This window comes from Microbulbifer jejuensis (assembly GCF_047289955.1).
Lineage (GTDB): Bacteria > Pseudomonadota > Gammaproteobacteria > Pseudomonadales > Cellvibrionaceae > Microbulbifer.
In genome coordinates this window covers 122,685-148,361 of sequence record NZ_JBLBUB010000004.1, presented here as the reverse complement: position 1 = coordinate 148,361, position 25,677 = coordinate 122,685, and the positions used below count along the sequence as shown (strand labels likewise).

Genomic DNA, 25,677 nt, shown 5'->3' with positions numbered 1-25,677 from the left:
CCCGGCTAGTTTGCCAGGCGCGAGATCAGCCGGGACAGTTGCCCGCCGCCCTTGAACAGGTAGTGGTCCCGCACAGCAGCGGTATCCACCTGGGGATAAGCACCGGGTTCTATATCCCGCAAAATACGAATTTTTTCCCGGGCACCCATTTTGCCCCGCTCAATCAGCTTCTCTGCGCGGTCTTCGGCGGCAGCCAGGTCAAACAGGCGCGGCTTGCTCAGCTGGCGCTTGTGGCCATCCAGAATAATCATCACCTTGGGTCTGAGGCGCCGGCCGTAATTTTGCTCCACCACCACGCCAACCTCTCCAGTGGAAAGCTCCACCTGGGTGCCGGTGGGGTATAGCCCGATCGCCTGGATAAACTCGACCACCAGCTGCTCCTGATAAGCGATGCCACGCAAATCGTAGAGTTGCGCCACCGCGCAGGACGGCGCTATGGACTGGCCGGCACCGCGCGGGTTGGTGGCCTCATCGTAGAAGGTCACGATCCCGCACAGGCGCGACAGTACCGGAATCTTGTCGCCGCGCAAGCCGGCGGGGTAGCCGCTGCCGTCGTGGCGCTCGCAATGACCCTGCACAACACGGACCACCTCAGGATCTATTTGCGCATCTGTGGCCAGCAATTGCACACTGTGTTGAACAAATTTGCGGTATTCCAGTTCGCTGCGGGGATTCCGTTGCTGCATTTGCAGTATTTCTCTGGCGATAGACAGCTTACCCACGTCCTTGAGCAGCGTGGCCACACCCAGCCTTACCAGCGCCCGCCGCGCCAGGCCGATATGGCGGCCAAACACTACCGCCCAGATGCTGGCGCGCACCGAGTGGCTATAGGTGTGTTCATCCCTATGCCGCACCCGCGCCAGCCAGGTGAAGGCATCCGGGCTGCGCAACACGCTCTCGACCAGGTCTTCCACCACCCGGTTTACCTGCCTCAGCGGTAGTGGGCGATTGCTGACCACCAGTGCCATCACTTCCCCCATACCCTGCAGAATTTGCCCGTACAGTTTGCGCGCACTGCCGGCCTCGCGCCGGGCCGGTTGCGGCGGTGGGTAGGCCCCGTGCGCAATAGCCACAGGGCGACAGGGGATAACAACACGGGAAGCGGCCCGGTCTTGCCTGCCGCAACTGCCGCCTAGGAGACGGCGAAGAGTGGCACCGGCACTGCCTACGGTCTTGTGCACATCCACATAGACATAGCGGCAGTATTTTTGCAGCTGGCGAATCTCCTCCAGATCGCGAATATAAAAACCCTGCAGAGCAAAGGGCGTTCGGGCCCAGGGCCTGTCGAGCCTGGAAACAAACATGCCGCGCTGGAGGTCACCGACGGAAATTTTTACCTGTTCGATTGCCACTTGGAGAGATGCCGACCACTGTGAAAATTGGCTGTAACGCGCCCAGAAGAACCGCCAGGGCGCAACAGCCGGAACACTCTGGGCAAGCGTCTCTTTATATCATGGAGAGATATTGACGAGCACCCGCCAAAAGTGGGACTGCGCTCACAGACTCAGACACTGGTTGCCACCGTTATGCATGGTATTTTGCCGAAAGCGTCACCACTGCCTCAATCATGGCGCCGGCGTGGACCGGGTCGACTTTCGGGGTAATACCATGACCGAGGTTGAAAACGTGGCCGCTGCCGTGACCGAACGCCTCCAGGATTAGCGCGACTTCCCGGCGGATGCGCTCGGGTCCGGCAAAGAGGACCGACGGGTCCAGGTTACCCTGCAGAGCCACCCGTCCGCCCACGCGGGCGCGGGCGTTGCCGATATCGGTGGTCCAATCAAGACCCAGGGCCTCTGCACCGGTTTCCGCCATCGCCTCCAACCACTGGCCACCGCCCTTGGTGAACAGGATGGCAGGCACGCGGCGACCCTCGCTCTCCTTGATCAAGCCACGCAGGATACGCGCCATATATTGCAGGGAAAACTCGCGATAGGCCCTGTGGCTCAAAGTCCCCCCCCAGGTATCAAAAATTTGTACAGCCTGGGCTCCTGCACGAATCTGTGCGTTCAGGTAATCAGTGACAGAGTCGGCCAGTACTGACAGCAGCCGGTGCATCAATTCAGGACGGTTGTAGAGCATTTCTTTACAGCGGGCAAAATCCCTGCTGGAGCCGCCCTCAATCATGTAAGTAGCCAGGGTCCAGGGGCTGCCGGAGAAGCCAATCAGCGGTACGCGCCCGTTCAGTTCGCGGCGAATGCTGGTCACGGCGTTCATCACATAGTCCAGATCGCGCGCACTGTTCAACACTTCCAGGTTCTCGATATCCGCAGCACTGCGCAGGGGCTTGTGGAATTTGGGCCCTTCGCCCTCGGCAAAATAGAGGCCGAGGCCCATGGCATCGGGAATGGTGAGGATATCGGAGAACAGGATCGCCGCATCCAGGGGATAACGCTCCAGTGGCTGCAGGGTTACTTCACAGGCCAGCTCGGTATTACGGCACAGGTCCATAAAGCTACCGGCTTCGGCGCGGCTGGCGCGATACTCCGGCAGATAGCGGCCCGCCTGGCGCATCATCCACACCGGCGTTCGATCCACGGGCAGGCGCAGCAGGGCGCGGAGGAAACGGTCATTTTTTAATTCGGGCAATTTGGTATCAGACATAGGCACACTGAATGGGTTAAAAAAGCGCCATTGTACCGGGGGCAGGGCCACGATAAACAGGGTGGCAAAAATATAGCGGAGTGCAGCCTGGAATGGGTAGGGAAGCGCAATAAAAGGGCGATAGTGGGGGGAGCGGTCCCCTGCGAACAGCTGGAGCCGATTAGATGCCCAAGTAATCGAGAATACCCTCGCCGGCCTGGCGCCCTTCCCAGATGGCGGTCACTACCAGATCGGAACCGCGTACCATATCACCGCCGGCAAAGACCTTCTCGTTGGCGGTCTGGAATTTGTATTTCTGTTCTTGTGACGCGACAACGCCGCCCCAATCCGCGACCTCGATATCATACTCGGCAAACCACTCGGCGGGGCTCGGGCGAAAGCCGAAAGCCACCAGAACGATATCCGCCGGGACCACCTCCTCAGAATCGGTCAGCACCTGGGGCCGGCGGCGGCCGTTCTCATCGGGTTCACCCAATTCGGTAGTCACCATTCTGACCCCGAAGACCTTGCCCTCGCCAACGATTTCCACCGGCTGACGATTGAACAGGAACTGCACCCCCTCCTCCCCGGCATTGGCCACCTCGCGGCGGGAACCGGGCATATTCTCCTTATCGCGGCGGTAGACACAGGTCACACTCTTGGCACCCAGGCGGATGGCACTGCGGTTGCAGTCCATGGCAGTATCGCCGCCACCAAGCACTATCACACGCTTGCCCTCCACCGCTACGAACTCCGCTGGGTCCTTCTCCCAGCCCATATTGCGGTTCACATTGGCCACCAAAAACGGCAGGGCATCATGCACGCCGGGCAAATCCTCGCCGGGAAAACCCCCTTTCATATAGCTGTAGGTGCCCATGCCCAGGAAGACAGCATTGTGGTCGTTGAGTAGCTCACCAAAGCGGATATCCCTGCCCACTTCGGTATTGAGGCGGAACTCCACCCCCATTTCCTCAAACACCGCGCGACGCTTCTGCATCACGGATTTTTCCAGCTTGAACTCCGGGATACCAAAGGTGATCAGGCCGCCGATCTCCGGGTGCTTGTCGAACACCACCGGTTGCACACCGCTGCGTACCAGGATATCGGCACAGCCCAGTCCGGCGGGGCCGGCGCCGATGATCGCAACCTTTTTGCCGCTCTTTGTGACATGGCTCAGGTCCGGGCGCCAGCCCAGGGCAAAGGCGGTATCGGTAATATATTTTTCCGCATTGCCGATGGTCACAGCACCAAAACCATCGTTAAGGGTACAGGCGCCCTCGCACAGGCGGTCCTGTGGACACACGCGACCACAGACTTCCGGCAGGGTATTGGTCTCGTGACAGAGTTCCGCCGCTTCGATCACATTTCCCTCGCTGATCAGCTGCAACCAGTTGGGGATATAGTTGTGCACCGGGCACTTCCACTCGCAATAGGGGTTGCCACAGTCCAGGCAGCGGTGCGCCTGGCTCGCCACTTGGCTGTTACTGAAAGGCTGGTAGATCTCCACAAATTCGTTGGTGCGGGTGATGATATTCTTCTTCGGTGGATCGATACGCGCCACATCGATAAACTGGAAATCGTTGTTCAGCCTGTCTTTCATACTGTCTCCCTGTCCCCGCTTTATTCGCCGCGCTTGCGCACGTCAGAAAGAAGATCCGCAAGGCTTGCCGCCTTGGGTTTCACCAACCAGAAACGGCTCAGGTGTTCGTCAAAGTTTTCCAACAACTCCATACCCCAGGCACTGCTGGTCTCCGCGGTGCTCTCCTCAATCACTGCGCGCAAATGGCTCTGGTGCGGCTCCAGGATCTCGCTGCTGATACGGCGCAGCTCAATCAGCTCATGGTTGCAGCGGTCGAAGAAATCCCGCTCCAGATCCAGTACATAGGCAAATCCACCGGTCATGCCGGCACCGAAGTTGTAACCGGTGCGACCCAGTACTGCGACCATACCGCCGGTCATATATTCACAGCAGTGGTCACCCGCGCCCTCCACTACGGCAAAGGCGCCGGAATTGCGCACGGCGAAGCGCTCGCCGGCGCGGCCCGCGGCAAACAGTTTGCCGCCGGTGGCACCGTACAGGCAGGTGTTACCGACAATACTGGTTTCCCGAGAGGCAAAGACGCTGTCTTCGGGCGGGCGGATCACCAGCTTGCCGCCGGCCATGCCTTTGCCCACATAATCGTTGGCATCCCCTTCCAGATACATTTCCAGGCCGCCGGCGTTCCAGACGCCGAACGACTGCCCGGCAACGCCCTTGAGACGCAGTTTGACCGGCACTTCCACCATGCCCTGGTTGCCATAGCGCTTGGCGATCTCACCGGACAGGCGCGCGCCCAGGGAGCGGTCGCGGTTGGATATCTCGTAACTGAATGTACCCCCGGCCAGACTTTCTATGGTGGGCAGAATTTCCGCCACCATACGCTCGGCCAGCGCGCCCTTGTCCCAGGGCGCATTCCTGGTGGACTGGCAGGTTTGCGGTTTGCTGTCGAGGTGCGCATCGGTGTGCAACAGCGGCGACAGGTCGAGCTTTCTCTGCTTGTCGGTTTCCCCCTCCAGTACACGCAGCAGATCCACGCGACCGACCAGCGCCTCCAGGCTGCGCACCCCGAGCTGCGCCATCCACTCACGGGTTTCTTCGGCGACGAAGCGGAAGAAGTTCACGGCCATTTCGGCAGTGCCGATATAGTGCTCGTCGCGCAGGCTCTTACGCTGGGTGGCGATACCAGTGGCACAGTTATTCAGGTGGCAGATACGCAGGTATTTACAGCCGATGGCCACCATGGGCGCGGTACCAAAACCAAAGCTCTCAGCGCCAAGAATGGCCGCCTTGATCACATCGAGACCAGTCTTCAGGCCACCATCGGTCTGCACCCGCACCTTGTCGCGCAGGTCATTGGCGCGCAGGGTCTGGTGGGTTTCCGCCAACCCCAGCTCCCAGGGTGAACCGGCGTAGCGGATAGAGGTAATGGGGCTGGCGGCAGTGCCACCATCGTAGCCGGAAATGGTGATCAGGTCCGCATAGGCCTTGGCCACTCCCGCGGCGATAGTGCCGACGCCGGGGCGCGAAACCAGTTTCACCGATACCAGCGCATCGGGATTGACCTGTTTCAGGTCGAAGATCAACTGGGCCAGGTCCTCGATGGAATAGATATCGTGATGCGGTGGCGGTGAAATCAGGGTCACACCGGGGACGGAGTAGCGCAGACGCGCGATCAGCGCATTCACCTTGCCGCCCGGCAGCTGGCCACCCTCACCGGGCTTGGCTCCCTGGGCCACCTTGATCTGTAGTACTTCCGCATTCACCAGATAATGCGGCGTCACCCCGAAACGGCCGGAAGCAATCTGCTTGATCTTGGAAACCTTGTCGGTGCCGAAGCGGGCCGGATCTTCACCGCCCTCCCCACTGTTGGAGCGGCCCCCCAGGCGATTCATCGCCTGGGCCAGGGATTCGTGCGCCTCTGGCGACAGCGCACCGAGGGACATGGCGGCGGTGTCAAAGCGGCGCACGATCTGTGCAACAGGCTCCACTTCCTGCAAGGGTATCGGGTTGATAGACTCCTTGAAGCCGAGCAGATCCCGCAGGGTCGCTACCGGACGCCGATTCACCAGGGCTGTGTAATCGCACCAGGCTGTGTAATCGCCGCTACTGGCGGCACGGCGCAGGGCGGTCACCACATCCGGGTTAAAGGTGTGATATTCCTGGCCGTGCACATACTTGTGCAGTCCACCGGGAGAGACCGGCTTGCGCGCCTTCCAGGCAATATCGGCGCGGGAGGCCATATCTGCCTCCAGTTCGGCAAAACCGGCACCTTCTATGCGGGTAGGGGCACCGGGAAAACACAAGTCCACAACGTCTTTGGAAAGCCCCACCAATTCGAATAACAGGGCACCGCGGTAGGAGGCCACCGTGGAAATCCCCATTTTCGACAGGATCTTCAACAACCCCTTGATCACGCCGTTGCGATAATTTTTCTGCGCTTCCGCCGCATCCAACAGCAGTTCGCCGGTATCGATCAAATGATTGATGATGCTGTAGGAGAAGTAGGGATGTACGGCAGTGGCACCAACGCCCACCAGGCAGGCGAGTTGGTGGGCGTCCCGCGCACTGGCAGTATCCACCACGATATTGGAATCACAACGCAGGCCCGCATGGACCAGATGATGGTGTACCGCACCGGTGGCAAGCAATGCCTCAATAGGCAGGAGACTCTGGCAAATATCCCGGTCTGAAAGTACCACGATCACAGTGCCGGCACGCACTGCGGCCTCGACCCGGGCACACAATCTCTCGATGGCGATTTTCAGGTCCAGTTCCGCCGGATCGTAATTCAGGTCGAAGATTTCGGCATCGAAACCGGGGCGATCCAGCGATAACAATGCGGTGTATTTCATATGGGACAGAACCGGAGAGGATAGGATCACACGGTCAGCGTGTTCCGGTGTTTCCTCGAACACGGATTTCTCGCGCCCCAGGCAGGTCTCCAGAGACATCACCACCGTCTCCCGCAAGGGGTCAATAGGCGGATTGGTCACCTGGGCAAACTGTTGGCGGAAGTAATCGTAAAGGGCGCGATTGTAGCGGGACAAAACCGCCATCGGGGTGTCATCCCCCATGGAGCCCACCGCTTCCTGGCCGGCCTCCGCCATGGGGCGCACCACCTTGTCGCGCTCTTCCAGGGAGGAACTGAACAGCTTCTGGTAAACCTTGAATTGCTGGTGGGAGAAATTATTGTCCACCGGTGCGGTGACCAAGGTGGAGCGGATACGCCGCGCTTTTTCCTTTAGCCAGCGTTTGTATGGCTGGGCCCGCTTGAGCATGTTGTCGATATCCGCGGTGTAGTACAGCTTACCCTCCAGGGTATCCACGGAGAGCATCTGCCCGGGCCCCAGGCGCCCCTTGGCCACCACGTCCTCTGCTGCATAGCCATGAACACCCACCTCAGAGGCCACGGTGATGATGTCATCTTTGGTAATCACCCACCGGGATGGGCGCAAACCGTTGCGATCGAGGGTACAAACAGCGTGGCGACCATCGGTCATCACCAGGCCGGCGGGGCCATCCCAGGGCTCCATATGCATGGAGATATATTCATAAAAAGCGCGCAGGTCCGCATCCATGCCCTCGACATTCTGCCAGGCTGGCGGTACCAGCATGCGTACCGCCCGGTGCAGTTCCATGCCGCCAGCGAGCAGCATTTCCAACATATTATCCAGGCTGGAAGAGTCGGAGCCCTCGCTGTTGACCAGCGGTACCAGTTCATCCAACTCGGGAATCAGGCCGGTGACAAACTTATTAGTGCGCGCCACAGACCAGTTGCGGTTGCCAGTGATGGTGTTGATCTCGCCATTGTGGGCCAGCAGACGAAACGGTTGGGCCAACGGCCAACGCGGCATGGTATTGGTCGAAAAGCGCTGGTGAAAGACACAGATGGCGGACTGCAAGCGGGGGTCGGCCAATTCCGGGAAGAACTTCGGCAGGTCTGCTGGGATCATCAGGCCCTTGTATGAGAGCACGCTGGTGGAGAGACTGGCGATATATACAGAGCTACCCAGTTGTTTTTCCGCCTTGCGCCGCGCCACATAGAGGCGCGCATTAAACTTCGCCTGTCCCAGCGGCTCCTCGGCATCATTGATCAGCAGTTGCTCAAAGCGCGGCTGGCAAGCATGGGCAATGGGACCTAAACATTCCGGGTTGGTGGGCACTGTGCGCCAACCGACAATGTGCATGTTCTGCGCTTCCAGCGCCTCCTGCAAAATTTGCCGGGCGGACCGAGCGTCATGCTCATCAACGGGCAACATCACCGAGCCCACCGCATAGGTATCGGTCAGTTCGGTACCAAAAAGGGCGCGGGCCTCGCCGCGCAGGAAGGCATCCGGTTTTTGCAGCAACAGTCCACAGCCATCGCCAGTTTTGCCATCGGCGGCAATACCGCCCCGATGGGTCATGCAGGTGAGGGATTGGATGGCTGTTTGCACTAACTGATGACTCGCCAAGCCATGCAAATGCGCAATCAGGCCAAAACCGCAGTTGTCTTTGAATTCATCCAACTGATACAGACTGCTACCCATAGAACTCCTCGTCACTATCGATTACGGAACCACAGGAACGGACGACTCCAGACCTGTCATGGGCAAAAAAATGCGCTTGAATCCCGCTGCGCTCTCCTGCAATCCCCAGGTAGAAGATCCCAAGATAAAAAAAGCCCTCTGCTGGGGCTTTCTTTTTTTCTTCTTTATGGCGGTTTTTTTACCCAACCATTCTTCATGGGGCGCGCAATAGTACTTCCATGGCACTGTATTTTCAATATTATGCAGATTATTAATCTGCCAAGTTAAATCAAGACAGACTTATCTCCTATTGAGATCATTTTCTGTTATTCACCTCTCTGCTGTGGGCCATATCGGGGGAATCATCACCTCACCCCGCAGTTTTTTAGCGCATCTATCACTTTTTCCCTCGGTGTGTCTTCTGCCACCCTGGCTTCGCCAAGCGCCTTCAGCACCACTAGGCGCAGCCTCCCATTCACCACTTTTTTGTCTAGCGCCATGGCTTGCAGAAAGTCCGTAACGGTCATCCCCGCGGGGGGCCGCTGTGGGAGCCGGGCCTTGCGCAGAAGACTTCGCAACCGCCCGAGCAGGTTGTTATCGACACTGCCACACAATCGCGACAGCTCCAGTGCCAGGACCATGCCAGCCGCGACCGCCTCACCGTGAAGCCAGGCGCCGTAGCCCTGCACCGTCTCGATCGCGTGGCCAAAGGTATGGCCAAAATTCAATATGGCACGGCGTCCGGACTCGCGCTCGTCACTGGCGACCACTGCCGCCTTATCCCGGCAGCATCGATCAACGGCATAAGCGAGGATAGCTGTATCGCGTTGCAACAGAGCATCCATATTAGCCTCGAGCCAAAGAAAAAACGGCGCGTCACAGATCAAACCATATTTGATAACCTCGGCAATACCGGCGGAAAACTCCCTGCCGGGCAGGGTGGTCAGGGTATCCGTATCCGCCAGTACCAGGCGAGGCTGGTAAAAAGCGCCGATCATATTCTTCCCCAACGGGTGATTGACACCGGTCTTACCACCAACTGAGGAATCCACAAGCGCGAGCAGGGTCGTGGGTATCTGGATAAAATCCACCCCGCGCTGATAACAGGCGGCGGCAAAACCACACATATCCCCAACCACACCGCCGCCAAGGGCAATCAGGGTGGTGGTGCGATTGTGGCGTTTCTCCAGAAGAGCATCGAAGATGCGGTTAACCGTATTCAGGGTCTTGTAGGATTCACCATCGGGCAACTCGACAACATCCACCTTATCGAAGCCAGGCAGGCCTTTGAGCAGCCGAGCCAGATAAAGGGGCGCAACAGTCTCATTAGTCACCACACAGACCTGACGCCCGCGAATTGAGGGCAGCAAATACTGTGCATCTCCAAGGAGTTTCGGTCCGATGATAATGGGGTAGCTGCGCGCCCCCAGGGCTACATTCAGGCTGTGCATGGTGCTCTCTTTCCCGTCAGTTCGAGTCTGACACCGTAAAGGGGAATTAAATGAAGCGCACTTTAGCACAGAGTGCCCGCGGCGTTATTGGCAGAGAAAGTCCTGCAGGCGTTCGGCCACCAGAACGGAAGCCTGTTTGGGATTGAGATGGTCGGTAGTGCAGATCACGTCTGCCACCTCACGATAGAGGGGCTCGCGCTCCTGCAGTATCTCTTCGATACGCTTGCGTGGATCGGGGACATACAGGAGCGGGCGATTGGCATTTTTTGAAGTGCGTTCGAGCAGTTGCTCCACACCGGCCTGCAGATAGGCAACGTGGCCGCATTTTTTCAGCATCCGCCGGTTTTCCGCCAGTAGTACTATACCGCCACCAGTGCCAATCACCTGGCAATCCCCATGACACAGCTCCTTGAGCACGTCACTTTCCCGCCGACGAAATCCCGCCTCTCCTTCCACATCGAAGATCCAGGGAATATCCGCCCCGGTGCGCTCTTCCAGCACCTTGTCGGTATCGGCAAACGGCAGCCGCAATTGAGCTGCCAGCAATTTACCGATAGTGGATTTGCCCGCCCCCATGGGGCCGACTAAAAAAATGGAGCGGTTGATCACTTAGCAAAAAACGTCTCGTCTTCCATAATGCGCGGGGTAATGAACATCAGTATTTCGCGTTTGTCATCTGTCCGAATAGTCCTCTTGAACAAATTACCCAGGTAGGGGATGTCCCCCAGGAAAGGAACCTTGGTTTCTCCCTCAATCACATTACTCTCGAAAATCCCACCCAAGACTATCGTCTCGCCATTGCGGACCAACACCTTTGTCTCCAGGGAGTTAACATTGATCGAGGGCACCTGACCACCGCCGCTCACGGCAACAAGCTCACCAACACTGTTCTGATCAATTCTCAATGCCATAATAATATTGTTGTCCGGCGTGATTTGCGGCACAACTTTCAAATGCAGCACCGCCTCGCGAAAGGTGATAGAGGCTGCCCCTGAAGAGGTTGCTTCCTGATAGGGAATCTCAACGCCCGATTGAAGATTGGCTTCCTGTTTGTCTCCCGTCACCACCTTTGGCTGGGAGACAATCTCAGCCATACCCGCCTCTTCCAGGGCAGACAATTCCAAGCCAAGATAGAAGTCTCTTTTTAGGATGGCGTAAGCGATGCTACCTGCGGGATTGCTTACCCCCAAATCCACCAGTAGTGGATCAAAGTCTCCTTCTAGGGCACCAAGGGTGGTTTCGTCCTTTAATCCCAAGCTGCCAGAGCTAGCCCCAAAAGCATCATCACTGATTTCTTGACCACCCACATAATCCCACTTGACCCCTAACTGACGGGTAAAATCACTGTTTGCCGTGACAATACGGGCCTCGATCATTACCTGGCGGATCGGGACATCGATGGCCTCAATCAATTCGCGAAATTGTGCGATCTTATCTTCTGTGTCCGTGAGAATGATCGTGTTAGTACGCTCATCGACAATCGCACTGCCGCGCGAGGACAATATACTGGCTTTATTGCTATCATCACTGTTGCCACCGGCAAAGCCCCCCTGCCCCTGACTATCCCCTTGCCCGCCGGAAAACAACTTGAAGAGCTCACCGGCATCGGCATAGCGGACATGGATATACTCTGTGCGTAGCGGTGCCAACTCCCGTAACTGCCTGCGTGTCTCGAGCTCCTGGCGCTCCCGCTCGGCAATCTCCGCGGCCGGCGCCACCATAATGACACTGCCCTCCTGGCGCTTGTCCAGACCTTTTGCTTTCAAAATCAGGTCCAGGGCCTGATCCCAGGGGACACCATCCAGGCGCAGGGTGATGCGCCCCTGCACGGTGTCGCTCGCTACCAGATTGAGGTCGGTGAAATCGGCAAAGATCTGCAGAACCGAACGTACTTCTATATCCTGAAAACTCAATGACATTTTCTTGCCGGAAAACTCAAACGCCTTTTCTTTTTCACGAACTTCAGCAGCCGATAGCGGTTTCACACTGAGCACATACTCAGTATCCGCCTGGTAGGCAAGATAATCATACTCGACATCCGCCGGATCAATGGCAATGACGGTATTTCGTCCATCGTGATCAACCGTAATTGAATTCACCGGGGTTGCGAAATCCGTTACATCCAGGCGCTGGCGCAAAGAGTCCGGTAACTCGGCATTGAGGAACGTCAGATATATTTTGCCTTTGGTGCGTTCAACATCAATATTCACGCCAGGGTCAGACAGGCTGATAATCACTTTCCCCTCGCCGGTCTCGCCGCGGCGAAAATCGATATTGCTGATGACCACCCCTCCAGTACTGAGGAACTGTTGATCGCCACTCAAATTGGCGCCGCGAGCATGGGAGGCTTGGGTGGTCGGCGCAGATACCATGGCCCCAGTCGCCGAGTCGGCGCCGATGTCCAGTACCAGCTGATTGCCCTCGCGCGCGCTGGTATACACCGGTAACTGGTCCAGGTTGACAATCAAGCGCGTGCGGCCCTCACTGGAGACGATCACCGCGCTACGGGCACCCCCTATCCCCAAGGGAAATTTTTTTCGCGGCAATACACTCTCAACACCGACGAAGTCCATCACGATGCGCGCCGGTTGCTCAATCGTGTATCCTGTGGGCTCGGGGGGTGTGTCGCTAAAAGTCAGGCGCAATTGCACCCGGCTTCCGGGTAGCTCGGAAAACTGAATATCATTCAGTTGATTCATTTGGGCCTGCGCGGCAGCAGGGAGCATCAGCAATCCGAGCAGTAGTAGCTGATAGGGAGCCAAGAAATTGGCGAACTGCTTATTGATCATTATCCGTTGTCCCTCTCTTTCAACGTCAGTGCCCGCGGCCTCTCAATCCAGCCACCGGTACCATCCGGTACAATTTCCAGTACGTCGACTTGTGAAGCGGTGGCATTCACTACGCGCCCATGGTTCTTACCCATGTAGTTGCCGACGGTAATCCGGTGGATACCGCCGGCACCATCATCAATCAAAGCCCAGAGCTGTCCGTCGCCGGACAGGGTGCCCACCATCGACAGGGCATCGAAGTTGACTCTTTCCAACAGCTCCCGCTGTCGATGCATATCCGGTGCGATATCGAGCTTGCGCCCCACCAGCCGCTGCTCCGACTCCAGCACCGGGCGCACAAAAGGGCTGCGCCGGGCTGCCGTGCTGTACACATAGGGACTATAGGGCGTAAAGGCCGGAATCGGCTCCATCTGGCCCCGGGGCTTCTGCTCCACTTCGGCCATTCTCTCGCGCAAGTCGCTGTGGTCCGTATTCAGACTACAGCTCGAAACCACCAGGAGGTTAACAGTGAGGACGATATACCTAATCACCCCTCTTCCTCCTGATCTTTATAGCGATATGTCTTGGCGTTGATGACCATATTCAGAAGGCCTGCCCCGTCTCGATTGGTGGTAATTTCATAATCGTGTAATGTCACGATGCGCGGCATGCCGGCAATACCACTGACAAAGGCACCAAATTCATGGTAGCCGCCTTGAACCTCTATACGGATTGGGAGTTCCACATAGAATTCGCCCACCAATTCGTCTTCCAGTGCCACTTTTTCAATGGTGAGACCACTGCCGCGGCCGTATTCGTCAATGTCCTCCAACAGGCCCGGAACCTCGGTATCCTGGGGCAGCTGCTTGAGCAGGGCACCGAAATTCTGTTTGATTTCGACAAGCTGTGCGCGATAGGCTTCCAGGTTTTGCGCTTCAAACTGCTTGTGCTCGAATTGAGAAAATAACTCGTGTTCTTTTTTTGCAGCGATTTCCAGTTTGCTGTACAGGTCGCCAATCTGCCAATAGTACCCAAGCCCAACCAGCACCGCCGCAACCAGGCTCAAAAGCGCAACGCGTCCAGCCAGCGGCCAGACGCCTACACGACTGAAGTCGATATCATTGATATCGAGATTTTTCAGTTGCTCTAGGGTATCTCCCAATGCCATGATCAGGTTCCTTTAATTGTCTGCATCGGCATGTTCACTGTCTTTTTTACGCCCACTCATATTGATTCCGAGCTGGAAAGCACTCGCCTGCTCCCCAAATGCAGGACTTGCCGTGACATCAGTGAGGATCGGGGAGTCATACCAGTCAGACTGGTCCAGGTTGCGCATAAAGGATGAAACCCGATTGTTGGATTCAGCGACACCGGATAGGGCCAGACTGTTTCCCTTACGCACAAGAGAGGTCAGCCATAACCCCTCTGGTGTGGCCTGCACCAGCTCATCGAAATAGCGCACAGCCAGGGGGCGGTTGCCCTGCAGCTCCTGGATTACCCGCATGCGATCAATCAGCTCCTGGCGGTGTTTTTTCAGCTCTTTGATTTCCGCGACCTGTTTATCCAGCGCATTGATCCTCACCTGTAGAATTTGGTTGCGCGCTTTCTGGCGATCAACCTGCTGACCCACAGTTTCCATCCAAAGAAATACAGACACCGCTGCCGCCATCACAACCAGCAGGGCGATCTGCTGAAACTCTTTTTGCTTCTGGGCCCGGTATTCCTGGCGCCAGGGCAGCAGGTTAATCTTGGCCATATCAGTACTCCTTTTCCCGCATCGCCAGACCCGCGGCAATCAACAGGGCCGGCGCCTCTTTGCCCAGCGCCTTGTGATTGACCCTGGAGGAAATACTCATCCCCGCAAACGGGTTGGCGACCAAAGTGGGCTTTCCCAGTTTCTCACCGATCAGCTCGGACAACCCTTCCATGGCCGCAACACCGCCGCTGAGCAGGATGTAATCGACATCACTGTAGGAGGTAGAAGAGTAAAAGAACTGCAGTGAACGGGTAATCTGCTGAATCACCGCATCCCGGAAGGGTTCCAGCACCTCAGCGTGGTAATCGTCAGGCAATCCGCTGCCACCCTGGTGCTTCGCCAGGGCGGCCTCTTCCGCTGAAAGGCCGTAGCGGCGCTGTATTTCATCGGTGAGTTGACGCCCGCCGAAAAGTTGCTCGCGGGTGTAAACCGTCTTGCCATCCACCAAAATGGACAAGGCACTCATGGTGGCACCAATATCCACAACAGCGACAGTCAGTTGCTCCTGTGCCGGCAATTGCCCCTCCAAAAGAGTGTAGATGCGCTCTATGGCATAGGCTTCCACATCGACCACGCCCGCTTCCAATTCGGCTTCTGCCAGTGCGGAAACGCGCTGATCGATATTTTCGCTTCGGCATGCCGCAAGCAGCACCTCCACCTGATCCTCCCCTTTCTCCGATGGGCCCTGCACTTCAAAATCCAGGCTCACTTCTTCCAGGGGATAGGGAATATACTGGTCCGCCTCCAGCGCAATCCGTGCCTCCAAGTCTTCATCGGAGAGATCCGCAGGCATTTCCAGCGTCTTGGTAATCACCGCCGAGCCGGAAACAGCCACAGCGGCTTGACGCAAGCGGGTTTTGGAACGGCGCACCACCTTGCGGATAGCCTCGGCCGCAGCCCCGACATCATTGATGTTTTTGTCCACCACCGCATTGGGGGGCAGAGGCTCCACGGCGTAACCCTCCACACGATATTTATCGCCATTGCGACTCAGCTCCAGCAATTTCACCGCAGTAGAGCTAATATCGAGCCCCAACATGGCCTTTTGGCCTTTATTCAGAAAAGGGAAAATCCCCATTTTTCTTATCTTTTCCGTGGGTTATGAGAGGTTGATGTTATAGCACTTTAAATTACCGCTTCAAGCGGCATTTGCATAGGTAATAGCGCACAATATTCGTATAATTATTCATCGGATCCTACAAATGAAGTACACAGAAGCCGTTTCATGACTGCAAAAGTCCAAAATCGCCTGCTGGCGCTGTTCTGGCTCTTCCTCGCCGGCCTGGCCGCTACCGCCATGGTGCTCGCCAGCATTTACCTCTACCTGAAGCCGGGGCTGCCCTCCATTGAAAGTTTGCGGGATATCCGCCTGCAAACACCCCTGCGGGTCTATTCACAGGACATGAAACTGCTTGGCGAGTTCGGAGAAAAACGGCGCAGCCCGATTACCATCGAGCAAACGCCCGAGCCCTTTATCCAGGCCATTCTCGCCGCTGAGGATGCAAGCTTTTACTCCCACAATGGCGTCTCCATCAAGGGGCTGATCCGGGCCGCCTCCCAACTGATACAAACCGGCGCCATTCAGTCCGGTGGCAGTACCCTGACGATGCAGGTGGCGCGCAACTTCTTCTTGAGCCGCGAACAGCGCTTTGTGCGCAAGTTCAATGAAATCCTGCTTTCCCTACAGATAGAGCGCGAGCTTACGAAAGACGAGATCCTGACGCTGTACATCAATAAGATATTCCTGGGTAACCGCGCCTACGGTTTCCAGGCTGCCGCACAAGTCTACTATGGCCGCAATATCAAAGCGCTCAACCTGGCCCAGTGGGCCATGATGGCGGGGCTGCCCAAGGCCCCCTCAACCTTCAACCCCATTGCCAATCCAACCCGCGCACTGGTGCGGCGCAACTGGATTCTAAAGCGCATGCTGGACCTGGACTATATCGACCAGGATGCGTACAAACACTCCATTACCGCCCCGGTCACTGCCCGCTATCACAGCCGCGACCTGGACCTGGATGCCCCTTACATTGCCGAAATGGCTCGAAGGGAGGCTGTGGCGCTGTTTGGCGATAGCGCCTATACCGACGGCTATCAGGTGATTACAACCGTGGATAGCCGCCTTCAGGATGCGGCGCGCAAGGCCTTGCAACACGGGCTCGAAACCTACGATACCCGCCACGGCTACCGCGGTCCCGAGCAGCGGTTGCCACCGGAACTATTGCACGACAGCGACCAACTGATTGATCTTCTCAATGAAATTCCTGTACTGGGGGACCTCGAGCCCGGTGTGGTCACTGCAGTCGAACCCAAACAGCTGCAGGTACAGCTGCGGGATCGACGGGTGGTGGAGGTTCCCTGGCGCAACGGGCTCAATGCCATTCGTCCCTACATCTCCGAGAGTGCCCGGGGCCCGCGGCTGCAAACTGCGGAAAAAATGTTTGCACCGGGCGATGTGGTGCGCCTGCGCCAGGTTGTCTTGGCCCCTCGCGAAGGCGCCAGCCATGCCTCCCCGGCCTCAACCGGCGAGGAAGTACCCAAGCCCGATCCATTTGCCGACCCCGATGAAAGCGATTCAAAACCCTCACAAGCGCAGGTCGCCGAAGAGTGGGCATTGGCCCAGGTACCGGCAGCGCAGGGAGCACTGGTTTCCATCGATCCCAAAGACGGTGCCATACGCGCTCTGGTTGGCGGCTACGATTTCCGCCAGAGCCACTTCAATCGGGTAACCCAGGCAGCGCGACAGCCGGGCTCCAGCTTCAAGCCCTTTATCTACGCCTCCGCCATTGAGCGGGGTTACACGGCGGCCAGTGTGATCAACGATGCGCCGATTATTTTTGAGGAGACCAACCTACAGGATGTGTGGCGACCCGAGAATGATGGCGGCACCTTTCTCGGGCCAACCCGCTTACGTACGGCACTGTATAAATCGCGCAACATGGTTTCCATCCGCCTGTTACAGGCCCTCGGGCTCGACTATGCGCTGGGTTTTATCGAAGGCTTCGGTTTCGAGCGCAGCAAGCTCGCGCGCAACCTGACCATTGCCTTGGGCAGCTCTGCGCTCACCCCCCTGGACATGGTGCGCGGCTATGCCGCCTTTGCCAACGGCGGCTACCGGGTGGAACCCTATCTGGTGGACCGAGTGCTGGATGTCAATGGCGAGGCGCTCTACCAGGCACTGCCCCTCACTGTGTGCAATGACTGTCCCGAACCCGGTATCGATTCCCAGGGCTTCATTGAGGAGCCGGTTAACCTGGCCGCCTGGCAGCAGGCTGAGGAAGGCCCTGACCAGGGCAAGGGGCCCGTTAAGTTAAACGTGTTGCCGGTAGGGCCGCTGGACCCTGCAAAGAACCAGGCGCGTCCTCTGGCCCCGCGCGCCATGACGGTGGAAACCACCTACATCATGGATTCCATCCTCAAGGACGTGATCAAGAAAGGAACCGGGCGCCGCGCTCTCGTGATGAAACGCGGCGATATCGCCGGTAAGACCGGCACTACCAATGGTCCCCGCGATGCCTGGTTCTCCGGCTACAGTCCATACCTGGCCACCAGTGCCTGGGTGGGCTTCGACTCCTATGGGGAACTCGGCAAGAATGAATACGGTGGTTCCGCAGCGCTGCCTATCTGGATCGAATTTATGTCCGCAGCCCTGGAGGGTCTACCGGAGCGCCATCTGCCCCAACCCGACGGTATAATGACCGTGCGTATCAACCCCAAGAATGGCCTGCGCACCTCCTATGGTGGTATGTTCGAGATTTTCCGCACCAATCGCGTACCCAGGCGGGAGGTTTATAACCCCTACCGATCCAGGTATACCGACGAGGATAGGGATATGCCCGGACGGGAACGACCGGTTGAATCCCTGCCCGAGGAACTGTTTTAACCCCGCCCCAGGGCACCTCTTGGCGGCTGGGTAATCTCATGAAAAAGGGACCCGACTATCTGTGCTTATTGCTGGATGTTCCCCGGTGAGTTTGCGCGGTCAGGCAGGAGACATACGGCTTTTAGGTTATTGCCATTGAGGTCGGTCAGAAAGGCACGGTAATAATCGGCGTGATGCCCAGAGCGCAAGCCGGCGCACCATTGCCTCACCCGCTAGGCCACAAATGCATTCAGCCTGCAAGGATACCAAGGACCTCAAAAACGGTTTGGCAGGAAACGTGTGTGGCCGGGGACAGGGCCCCGCCCGTCTAAACTGGACACCCCTTCAATCTGTCCTGCGGTATTTCACACAGGCGCACTCCAGCCCCTGTAAATCGGGAATGACAGCTTCCTCACCAGAGAGCGCAACATGCATTAGTTCGCCGGGGTTCAAGCGTTGCTCACGCAGCGCCAGCTCTTCGGGGGTTACGCGCACCAGGCGTGGCGTTCCCCGTAGTACAAGCGCGAAATATGGCAGGTCGCCATCGGGATTGCCACTGCTCAGAATAGCGATGCGCCCATTCTCCGGGATATCGCCAGGGGAGTCACCGCGCATCACATCAAAAGACAACAGCGGCAGGCGCTGCTCACGCCAGATCAGGTCCCCCAGATACCATTCGGGCGCATCGCACACAGCCACCGGAGTCTGCATCGCGATGATTTCAGAGAGACTGTCTACAGGTACCAGCATCTGCCCCTGCTGCAGGGGCAGTAACAGACTGCTCACCTCTGGGGGGACATCTACCGGTAGGGCTTCAACTTCACGCATTGCTACCTCTTGTGTTTAGGCTCTCTATTGGGTGCCGGCAACCTCAACTACCGACAGCTGAGGTGCCCGCATATTCGCGAATGGTTTCGAGCAATACGTCTTCCTGGTAGGGCTTGCCCAGATAGTGGTTCACACCCAGTGACATGGCGTGGTCGCGATGCTTGCTACCGGTACGGGATGTGACCATCACAATAGGGATATCCCGCAGGCGGCTGCTGGAGCGAATGTGCCGCGCCACCTCGAAACCGTCCATACGCGGCATTTCAATATCCAGCAGGATGAGATCCGGGATCTTGTCCTGCAACTGGATCACCGCATCCTGGCCATCCTTGGCGGTACTGACAAGGTAGCCTTCGCGCTCGAGGAAACGGGTCGTCACCTTGCGCACAGTGACTGAATCATCCACCACCATCACCGTTTGCTGGTGCTCTTCCAGCTCTCGCTTCGGCGCCGTTTGCAACGGTAGTTGAGGCATTGTCGGTCGCGCCAGCTGGGTCGCCTGGCGGCGCAGCAGGGCGTGGGCATCGAGGATCACTACCACAGTGCCATCGCCGGTTACTGTCGCCCCGGATACCCCCTGCACACCGGCGAACTGCGGCCCCATACTCTTCACCACGATCTCGCGGCTGCCGCGGATAGCATCCACCTGCAGCGCCATGGCATGGCCCTCGGAGCGCACCAGCAGAACCGGCAGTTGCATATCATCGACACTGAGTTTTGGCTGGGCACCCGACTTGAGCAGAGTGCCGAAGTAGCAGACCTCATAGCGTTCACCGGCGTACTCAAAGCGGGCATCGCCGGTACGATAGTAATGCTCCAGTTCGAAGGGGCTGAGGCGTACGATGCCCTCAATGGTATTCAGAGGCAGGGCAAACAGATCCTCGCCGATTTTAACCATCAGGGCGCGATTGACCGACACGGTAAACGGCAGGCGCACGACAAACTCGGTACCAGCCCCCGCCTGAGAATTGATATGCACGCCGCCACCAATCTGCTTCAGCTCTGCGGAGACCACATCCATACCCACCCCGCGACCGGAAATCTGGGTCACTTTTTCCGCCGTGGTAAAGCCCGCCTGCAGAATAAACTGCAATATCTCGTTATTGGACAACTCTGCGTCCGGGCGCATCAGGCCATTTTCCACGGCTTTTTCCCGCACCTTTATCAGGTTGACGCCGGCGCCATCGTCGCGGATGGTCAGCACCACCTCGCTGCCCTCGCGCGCCATAGCGACATGGATACGACCGCGCTCGGGCTTGCCCGCAGCGAGACGTGCTTTTGGCATTTCGATGCCGTGGTCTACCGCGTTGCGCAGCATATGTTCCAACGGCGCCACCATGCGCTCAAGCATGGATCTGTCCAGCTCCCCCTCGACGTTGGAGAACACCAGATCCACCTGCTTGCCCAGCTCTGCACTCACCTGTCGCACGATCCTGCGAAGACGCGGTACCAAACGGGAGAAGGGCACCATGCGGCTGCGCATCAGCCCCTCCTGCAGTTCCGTATGCACCCGCGACTGTTGCAGTAGCAGGGTCTCGGTATCCCGCGCTTTGTTATCAAGTGTGGAGCGAAGCTCCATCAGGTCGGAAGTGGATTCCAGCAGGGAGCGGGACAATTGTTGGATAGACGAGTAGCGGTCCATTTCCAGCGGGTCGAAGTTGCCGTCCTGCTCAGCCAGCTGTTCGTGCCGGAACAGGATCTGTGCCTCGGTCTCTCTATCCAGGCGGCGCAACTGTTCGTTGAGCCTCACCAGGGTTGAATCCATTTCGTCGAGCGCAAGACCGAACTCACTCATCTGCTCTTCGAGGCGACCGCGTGAAATGGCGGTCTCACCGGCGAGGTTAACAAGCTCTTCCAGCAGCTCAGCGGCCACACGAACCATTTCCTGGGGCTGGTTTCTGGCGGAACCCGCCAACTCATCCGAGCCCTCTGACTTGCGGATAAACGGCAGTATGTTGCCACTGTTCTGGGCCACTTCCGGCTGCGGTGGACGGTCAGGGGTCTCGGTCCCTTTTTCCCTCAGGCTTTCCACTGTGGGTAGGGATTCCGACACACTCACCCCTGCCTGTGTGTCAGCGGTAGTGCCCTCGACAACTTCCATCGCCTCCGGCAGAACCACAGTCTTGCTCTCGGTTGTTTCTGCAGTACTCTCCCGGGCACCTTGATCGGCCCAGTCGGCGGCCAGCAATTGCACAAAGGCTTCCGGTTGTTCGTCGGACATCCAGGCGCGCACAGTTTCAATGCCGTCGGCGATACGGTCGTGGATACCGTGGGCATCGGCAAAAAACTGCCGGGAGGGCCGGGTGTCATTCCGCATTTGCTCGATCACGGTTTCAAAACGGTGGGCCACTTCGCCAAGCCCCAGAAGGCCAGCCATACGTGCACCGCCTTTAAAGGTATGCAGCACCCGCTTGAGTGCTTCCGCCTGCTCTCGGCTTTCCGGCGCGTCTTCCCAGTTTTGGATCAATGCCTCCAACTCGTCGGTAAGATCGACCGCTTCCTCCAAAAAGACCTCAACAACATCGGAATCGATTTCCGCAAGCAGTTTTTCTCCCTCGGCAAACGTATCCTGGCGGTACCTGGCAGCGCTGGCTAACGCCACCGATGATGACTCAGCAGGTGTTGCCTCAGAATTGCTTGTCTCCGCTGTACGTACCCGGAGTGTGGTATCTACAGACTTTTGCGGCCCATGCTCTGGCACCGCTGCCACCTGTAGCCCTGAGAGCGCAGCGGGCGCTTTTTGTATTCCTTCACTGGCGCTGTCTGCTCCCGCATTTTCAGCTCTGTGCACAGGCTCACGTTCAACGGCAGTATCGCTGAGCTGCTTCGGGGTCTGCACAACACCGAATTCTGGGCCGTTGATACCCAGTTCACCCAGATCGTAATCCTCTTCAAACACTTCGGCGACTGCCACACCTTGCGCCAGGTAACGCAGCGCCTCCTCAACAGCCTCACTCACCTCCGGCAAGTCCTGGGCAGCGGCGACAGCATCAACCAGATCCAGCAGTTCGTTGTGCCCCTGCTCAAGGGATGCCCACAGCGCCGGCTCTCCCTCAAGCTGACCGGCAAGCACCTTGTGGTAGACATCCAGAAGTAACTGAGACAACTCCGCCAAAGTCTGCAGTTGTGCGTGACTGGCGGCTTTGTGTAAAACCACAAGCTCTTCGGCAACGAGGGTAACCTGGGACTTGTCGGCGGGATTGATGCGCCAATGATTCAGCACTTGGTCGGCATCCAATAAAACACGCATTCCGTCAGCCATCAGCACTTCGAGCAGTTGCGGGTCCACCGCCTTGGGCTCACTGGCCTCGCGCTCGCGGATCAAGTGGCCCACAGAGCGCTCCTGCAGCTCGGTCACACGGGCGAGGAACTGCTCAGATCTTCCAATGCCAAGCGGTTTTCCAGTGCGGATCTGGGCCAACGCCTGATGCACATAGCTGGCCCCATCACCGATCAGATCAAGGATGTCGACGTCAATCGGCACTTGGTAGATACGCAGCTCTTTGGCAAATCGCTCCAGCGGCGCCATCATTTCGGCGACCACCTTGACTTCCGCCATATGGGCGGAACCTTTCAGGGTGTGCAGCGCTCGGTGCAAGGGGTCGCTGGGCACGCCGTAAACCGGCGCGGCAGCGCGCATGTCCTCAAGGAATTCAGCCACTACCGCCAGGTGCGTCTCAGCCTCCTGGGCAAAGATCTCCCACAGTTGTGCCCGGTCCTCCCCGTTGTCTTCCTCCACAGTGGCCTGCGTCGCCCTACCTGCGCTTTGCGTCTCCAGTACCGCAGGCATATGCCCGCGGCTGAGCTGCTCAGCCCAGGCTTGCAACTGCAAGGTTTGCTGCTGATCCGGATCACCCCGACCACAGCGGAAAGCCTCGATCATGGAGGGCAATTTCTCACAGACCCGCTCAATCAACCCTACGTGAGCACTCTGGGGTTTCACGCTGTCGTCGATAATGCGGTTGAGCATGTTTTCCACCGCCCAGGCCAGCTCGCCGATATCCAGCGCCTCGACCATACGACCCGACCCCTTCAGGGTGTGGAAACCGCGGCGGAATTCCTCCAGGGCACCAACATTGGCAAAATCGGCCGCCCAATCTGGGAAGTAGTTGCGAATATGGACGAGGACTTCACCGGCTTCTTCGAGAAAGATTTCTACAATCTCATCGTCGATCAGACGCTCGTCACCATCAATCACTGCCCGTGTCCCAAGCGGTTTCTCAGGCTTCTCCCAGGCCAACTCGGTCTGGGTATCCGCTTCCGGTGCGATGGCGGTCCCTTCAGCCGTTTCTGCCGGTTCACCCACCGCATTTTCCATTGCCGGAGCCGTTGCGTGTATACATTTTGCAGCATGCTCATCGCTTGGAAACCCATGCTCCTTTTCCGTATCCGGCACCCTATCGTCGGCAGAGAGGGCACGCGCAACCTCAATGTCATTGTCAGCCGCAATAGGGTCCCTTTTCGGCACTTCAACCTGTTCACTGAATCCCAGGGGCTCAGCTGTAGGGGTTTTCGCGCCCTCCAACTCAGCAAATGTGACTGGCGTCCCCCCTACAGACTTGGCTGCAGGGGTGGATTGATGCCCCATTTCACCTTCGACTTTTCCAGTCCCGGCAAATTTGGGGTCAAATAGCGTAAAGCCCTCTCTATTCGCACGAAGGGTTTCACCCTCCGGCACCCGGTCAGTTGTGGAAGCGGCGGTACCGGAGAGCTCCCGCCTCTCTCCCCTGAGGGGAAAGCCCAGATCGGCGACACTGTCTTCGGCCAATGCCAGTAGCATCTCGGCATCCTCAAGACCTTCGCAGCGGCGCTCCAGGTAATATTCAACACTGGTAATGGCATCGGCCAGGGTATCCAGCATGCGCCATTCGGGTTGCTCCGCCTTCTCGATCAGGGACTTGTCGATATAGTGTTTGCAAGCGGCGATTATTTCGCTGGCGCGCCGATAGCCCACCATTTCCAGGCCACCGCAGACCTCCTGCAGGCGCTGTGGGACCCGGCTCAGGTAGCTGATATCCCAGTGGCTGGCGACATACTCCATCACCGCCTCTTTAACTGCCTCCAACCCCAGGTGCGCCTCGCGTCGAACGGAATCCTTGGCATCACCCATAATCGGTTGCTCTTCGTCAACCCGTTTATTGCGATCAATATTGGCTGCCAGGGCAGAATTCAGTTGTACCAACTCGCCGGCGGCACGCATCAGATATTCTTCGACATCGCTGCCACGGGAGGCATCGCGCAAATATTCATAAATGCCGCGGGCGCGGGCGCGCTGTGTCTCAAGCCCGAGCACGCCGAGCGTATCCGCAACCCGTTTGACCACCGCTGCAGTTTCGCTCAGTGGCGGCTGTTCGCTCACAGCGCTACTCGGTTCCAGGGCCTCGCGCACCCATTGAAGCTCTTCGCTCAGAGCGGTGATCGCAGTGCCGAGGGCCTCGGGACCCATCGCCAGCACATCCTCGGTATCGGGGCGCGGTGTGCCCGGTACTGCTCTGCCCAGGCCAAAGCGCTGGTACAGGTCGTGGCAGCGCGAGCCGTTGGGGCCGGCCAAGTAGACGTAGAAAAGCAAATTGCGTAGGAAATCTGCATCAAGGCGTGCATCCAGTACCCTGGCGCCGCGCCCCTGCAGCAGGCGGAACTCCACATCTATCCTACGCAGCAGGTGGCGCAGGGCGGGCTGTACACTGAGGCGATGTGCACCGATGGCTTCAAAGATGCCCAGCAGTACCTCCCACAGGGGCTTACGCGCGCTGCCGTTGTAGAGCAACTGCATCTTTTCAACAATTTTGTTCAAATAGGCAAGGCTCTCACCGCTGTTCACATCCCGGATCAGGCCTGCCGCGGCGACGTGGTACATCTTTCTCAGCTTGGTGACCAGCTCCTGCAGTCTCGCATTATCCGCAGTCAGCGGCTGGCGCTTGCCGGTGACCTGCTCCAGAGAGGAAAGGTCGGGAGAAAAAAGTGCACCTTCTGTGATCAGGCGTTCACGACGCACAGCACGCAAATCGTTGAGAAGAGGCAACAGGAGGACTGCATTGTCCCGACGCTGAAAAGAGACTTTTTCCAGGTAGAGAGGCAACTCCAACAGCGCGCGCATAAGAAACTCTCGGGTCTCTTCGGTATTTTCGACACCGCCACTGGCCAGCGCCTGAACCAGTTGTTCCATCTCCTCAGCCAGCATGGCCGCACCGGAAAGCTGTGCCATATGCAGGCTGCCATGTACCTGATGGACCAGAGACAGGCAGTTTTGCAACAGCGGTGCACCGGCATCTGGATCATCAGAGAATGTCTCGAGAAGTTGACGCGCCTGCGCCATCGTCTCGTTAATTTCACCGATCAGCCAATCCAGGGCCATGAAGTTTGGATTGTCGTGGTTCACGC

At 57.9% G+C, this 25,677-nt stretch carries 15 protein-coding genes; 2 read left to right on the top strand and 13 right to left on the bottom strand.

Going from position 1 to position 25,677, the window contains the following annotated elements; translation table 11 throughout:
• Positions 1-5 precede the first annotated feature (5 nt).
• The 4 genes from ACL7TT_RS04045 to gltB form a co-directional block, all read right to left on the bottom strand.
• Positions 6-1,352 (bottom strand): HD-GYP domain-containing protein, encoded by a 1,347-nt coding sequence (locus tag ACL7TT_RS04045; protein WP_413393365.1) that lies wholly within the window; start codon positions 1,350-1,352, stop codon positions 6-8.
• Between the two features lie 172 nt (positions 1,353-1,524).
• Complete coding sequence (gene hemE, locus ACL7TT_RS04040) at positions 1,525-2,589, bottom strand: uroporphyrinogen decarboxylase (RefSeq protein ID WP_299940397.1); 1,065 nt, start codon at positions 2,587-2,589, stop codon at positions 1,525-1,527.
• A 175-nt stretch (positions 2,590-2,764) separates the two neighbouring features.
• Positions 2,765-4,183 carry an FAD-dependent oxidoreductase gene (locus ACL7TT_RS04035; RefSeq protein ID WP_413393363.1) on the bottom strand — a complete coding sequence of 473 codons (1,419 nt, stop codon included), beginning with the start codon at positions 4,181-4,183 and terminating at the stop codon, positions 2,765-2,767.
• Between the two features lie 20 nt (positions 4,184-4,203).
• Complete coding sequence (gene gltB / locus ACL7TT_RS04030) at positions 4,204-8,652, bottom strand: glutamate synthase large subunit (RefSeq protein WP_413393361.1); 4,449 nt, start codon at positions 8,650-8,652, stop codon at positions 4,204-4,206.
• 58 nt (positions 8,653-8,710) lie between these two features.
• Here gltB and ACL7TT_RS04025 point away from each other — a divergent pair, with 58 nt between their 5' ends.
• On the top strand, positions 8,711-8,863 hold the full coding sequence (locus tag ACL7TT_RS04025; protein WP_413393359.1) for a hypothetical protein: 153 nt from the start codon (positions 8,711-8,713) through the stop codon (positions 8,861-8,863).
• 133 nt (positions 8,864-8,996) lie between these two features.
• Here the strand turns inward: ACL7TT_RS04025 and aroB are convergent, their stop codons facing one another.
• From aroB to ACL7TT_RS03990, 7 genes are all read right to left on the bottom strand, one after another.
• On the bottom strand, positions 8,997-10,082 hold the full coding sequence (gene aroB / locus ACL7TT_RS04020) for a 3-dehydroquinate synthase (RefSeq protein WP_413393357.1): 1,086 nt from the start codon (positions 10,080-10,082) through the stop codon (positions 8,997-8,999).
• 84 nt (positions 10,083-10,166) lie between these two features.
• On the bottom strand, positions 10,167-10,691 hold the full coding sequence (locus ACL7TT_RS04015; protein WP_413393355.1) for a shikimate kinase: 525 nt from the start codon (positions 10,689-10,691) through the stop codon (positions 10,167-10,169).
• Positions 10,688-12,871, bottom strand: coding sequence for a type IV pilus secretin PilQ (gene pilQ, locus ACL7TT_RS04010; protein ID WP_413393353.1), 2,184 nt, complete (start codon positions 12,869-12,871; stop codon positions 10,688-10,690). Before pilQ ends, ACL7TT_RS04015 begins: the two co-directional genes overlap by 4 nt.
• On the bottom strand, positions 12,871-13,401 hold the full coding sequence (locus ACL7TT_RS04005; RefSeq protein ID WP_413393351.1) for a pilus assembly protein PilP: 531 nt from the start codon (positions 13,399-13,401) through the stop codon (positions 12,871-12,873). Before ACL7TT_RS04005 ends, pilQ begins: the two co-directional genes overlap by 1 nt.
• Positions 13,398-14,018: a type IV pilus inner membrane component PilO gene (locus tag ACL7TT_RS04000; protein ID WP_413393349.1), complete on the bottom strand. Its 621-nt coding sequence runs from the start codon at positions 14,016-14,018 to the stop codon at positions 13,398-13,400. Before ACL7TT_RS04000 ends, ACL7TT_RS04005 begins: the two co-directional genes overlap by 4 nt.
• Positions 14,019-14,030: 12 nt before the next feature.
• Positions 14,031-14,606: a PilN domain-containing protein gene (locus ACL7TT_RS03995; protein ID WP_413393347.1), complete on the bottom strand. Its 576-nt coding sequence runs from the start codon at positions 14,604-14,606 to the stop codon at positions 14,031-14,033.
• Position 14,607: 1 nt separating this feature from the next.
• Positions 14,608-15,684: a pilus assembly protein PilM gene (locus ACL7TT_RS03990; protein ID WP_413393346.1), complete on the bottom strand. Its 1,077-nt coding sequence runs from the start codon at positions 15,682-15,684 to the stop codon at positions 14,608-14,610.
• A gap of 147 nt (positions 15,685-15,831) precedes the next feature.
• Here ACL7TT_RS03990 and ACL7TT_RS03985 point away from each other — a divergent pair, with 147 nt between their 5' ends.
• Positions 15,832-18,489, top strand: a complete 2,658-nt coding sequence (locus ACL7TT_RS03985; protein ID WP_413393344.1) for a penicillin-binding protein 1A — start codon at positions 15,832-15,834, stop codon at positions 18,487-18,489.
• Between the two features lie 324 nt (positions 18,490-18,813).
• On the opposite strand, the gene ACL7TT_RS03980 is transcribed toward ACL7TT_RS03985, so the two are convergent.
• Both ACL7TT_RS03980 and ACL7TT_RS03975 read right to left on the bottom strand, forming a co-directional pair.
• The gene (locus ACL7TT_RS03980; RefSeq protein WP_413393342.1) at positions 18,814-19,296 is read right to left on the bottom strand and encodes a chemotaxis protein CheW; all 483 of its coding nucleotides are present in this window, start codon (positions 19,294-19,296) and stop codon (positions 18,814-18,816) included.
• A gap of 43 nt (positions 19,297-19,339) precedes the next feature.
• The gene (locus ACL7TT_RS03975; RefSeq protein ID WP_413393340.1) at positions 19,340-25,675 is read right to left on the bottom strand and encodes a hybrid sensor histidine kinase/response regulator; all 6,336 of its coding nucleotides are present in this window, start codon (positions 25,673-25,675) and stop codon (positions 19,340-19,342) included.
• Positions 25,676-25,677 lie beyond the last annotated feature (2 nt).

Coding starts and splice junctions, on each gene's coding strand:
- gltB (WP_413393361.1), bottom strand. CDS start 8,652: ATGGGTAGCAGTCTGTATCAGTTGGATGAATTCAAAGACAACTGCGGT.
- ACL7TT_RS04000 (WP_413393349.1), bottom strand. CDS start 14,018: ATGGCATTGGGAGATACCCTAGAGCAACTGAAAAATCTCGATATCAAT.
- aroB (WP_413393357.1), bottom strand. CDS start 10,082: ATGCACAGCCTGAATGTAGCCCTGGGGGCGCGCAGCTACCCCATTATC.
- ACL7TT_RS03980 (WP_413393342.1), bottom strand. CDS start 19,296: ATGCGTGAAGTTGAAGCCCTACCGGTAGATGTCCCCCCAGAGGTGAGC.
- ACL7TT_RS04035 (WP_413393363.1), bottom strand. CDS start 4,183: ATGAAAGACAGGCTGAACAACGATTTCCAGTTTATCGATGTGGCGCGT.
- ACL7TT_RS03995 (WP_413393347.1), bottom strand. CDS start 14,606: ATGGCCAAGATTAACCTGCTGCCCTGGCGCCAGGAATACCGGGCCCAG.
- pilQ (WP_413393353.1), bottom strand. CDS start 12,871: ATGATCAATAAGCAGTTCGCCAATTTCTTGGCTCCCTATCAGCTACTA.
- ACL7TT_RS03990 (WP_413393346.1), bottom strand. CDS start 15,684: ATGGGGATTTTCCCTTTTCTGAATAAAGGCCAAAAGGCCATGTTGGGG.
- ACL7TT_RS04025 (WP_413393359.1), top strand. CDS start 8,711: ATGGGCAAAAAAATGCGCTTGAATCCCGCTGCGCTCTCCTGCAATCCC.
- ACL7TT_RS03985 (WP_413393344.1), top strand. CDS start 15,832: ATGACTGCAAAAGTCCAAAATCGCCTGCTGGCGCTGTTCTGGCTCTTC.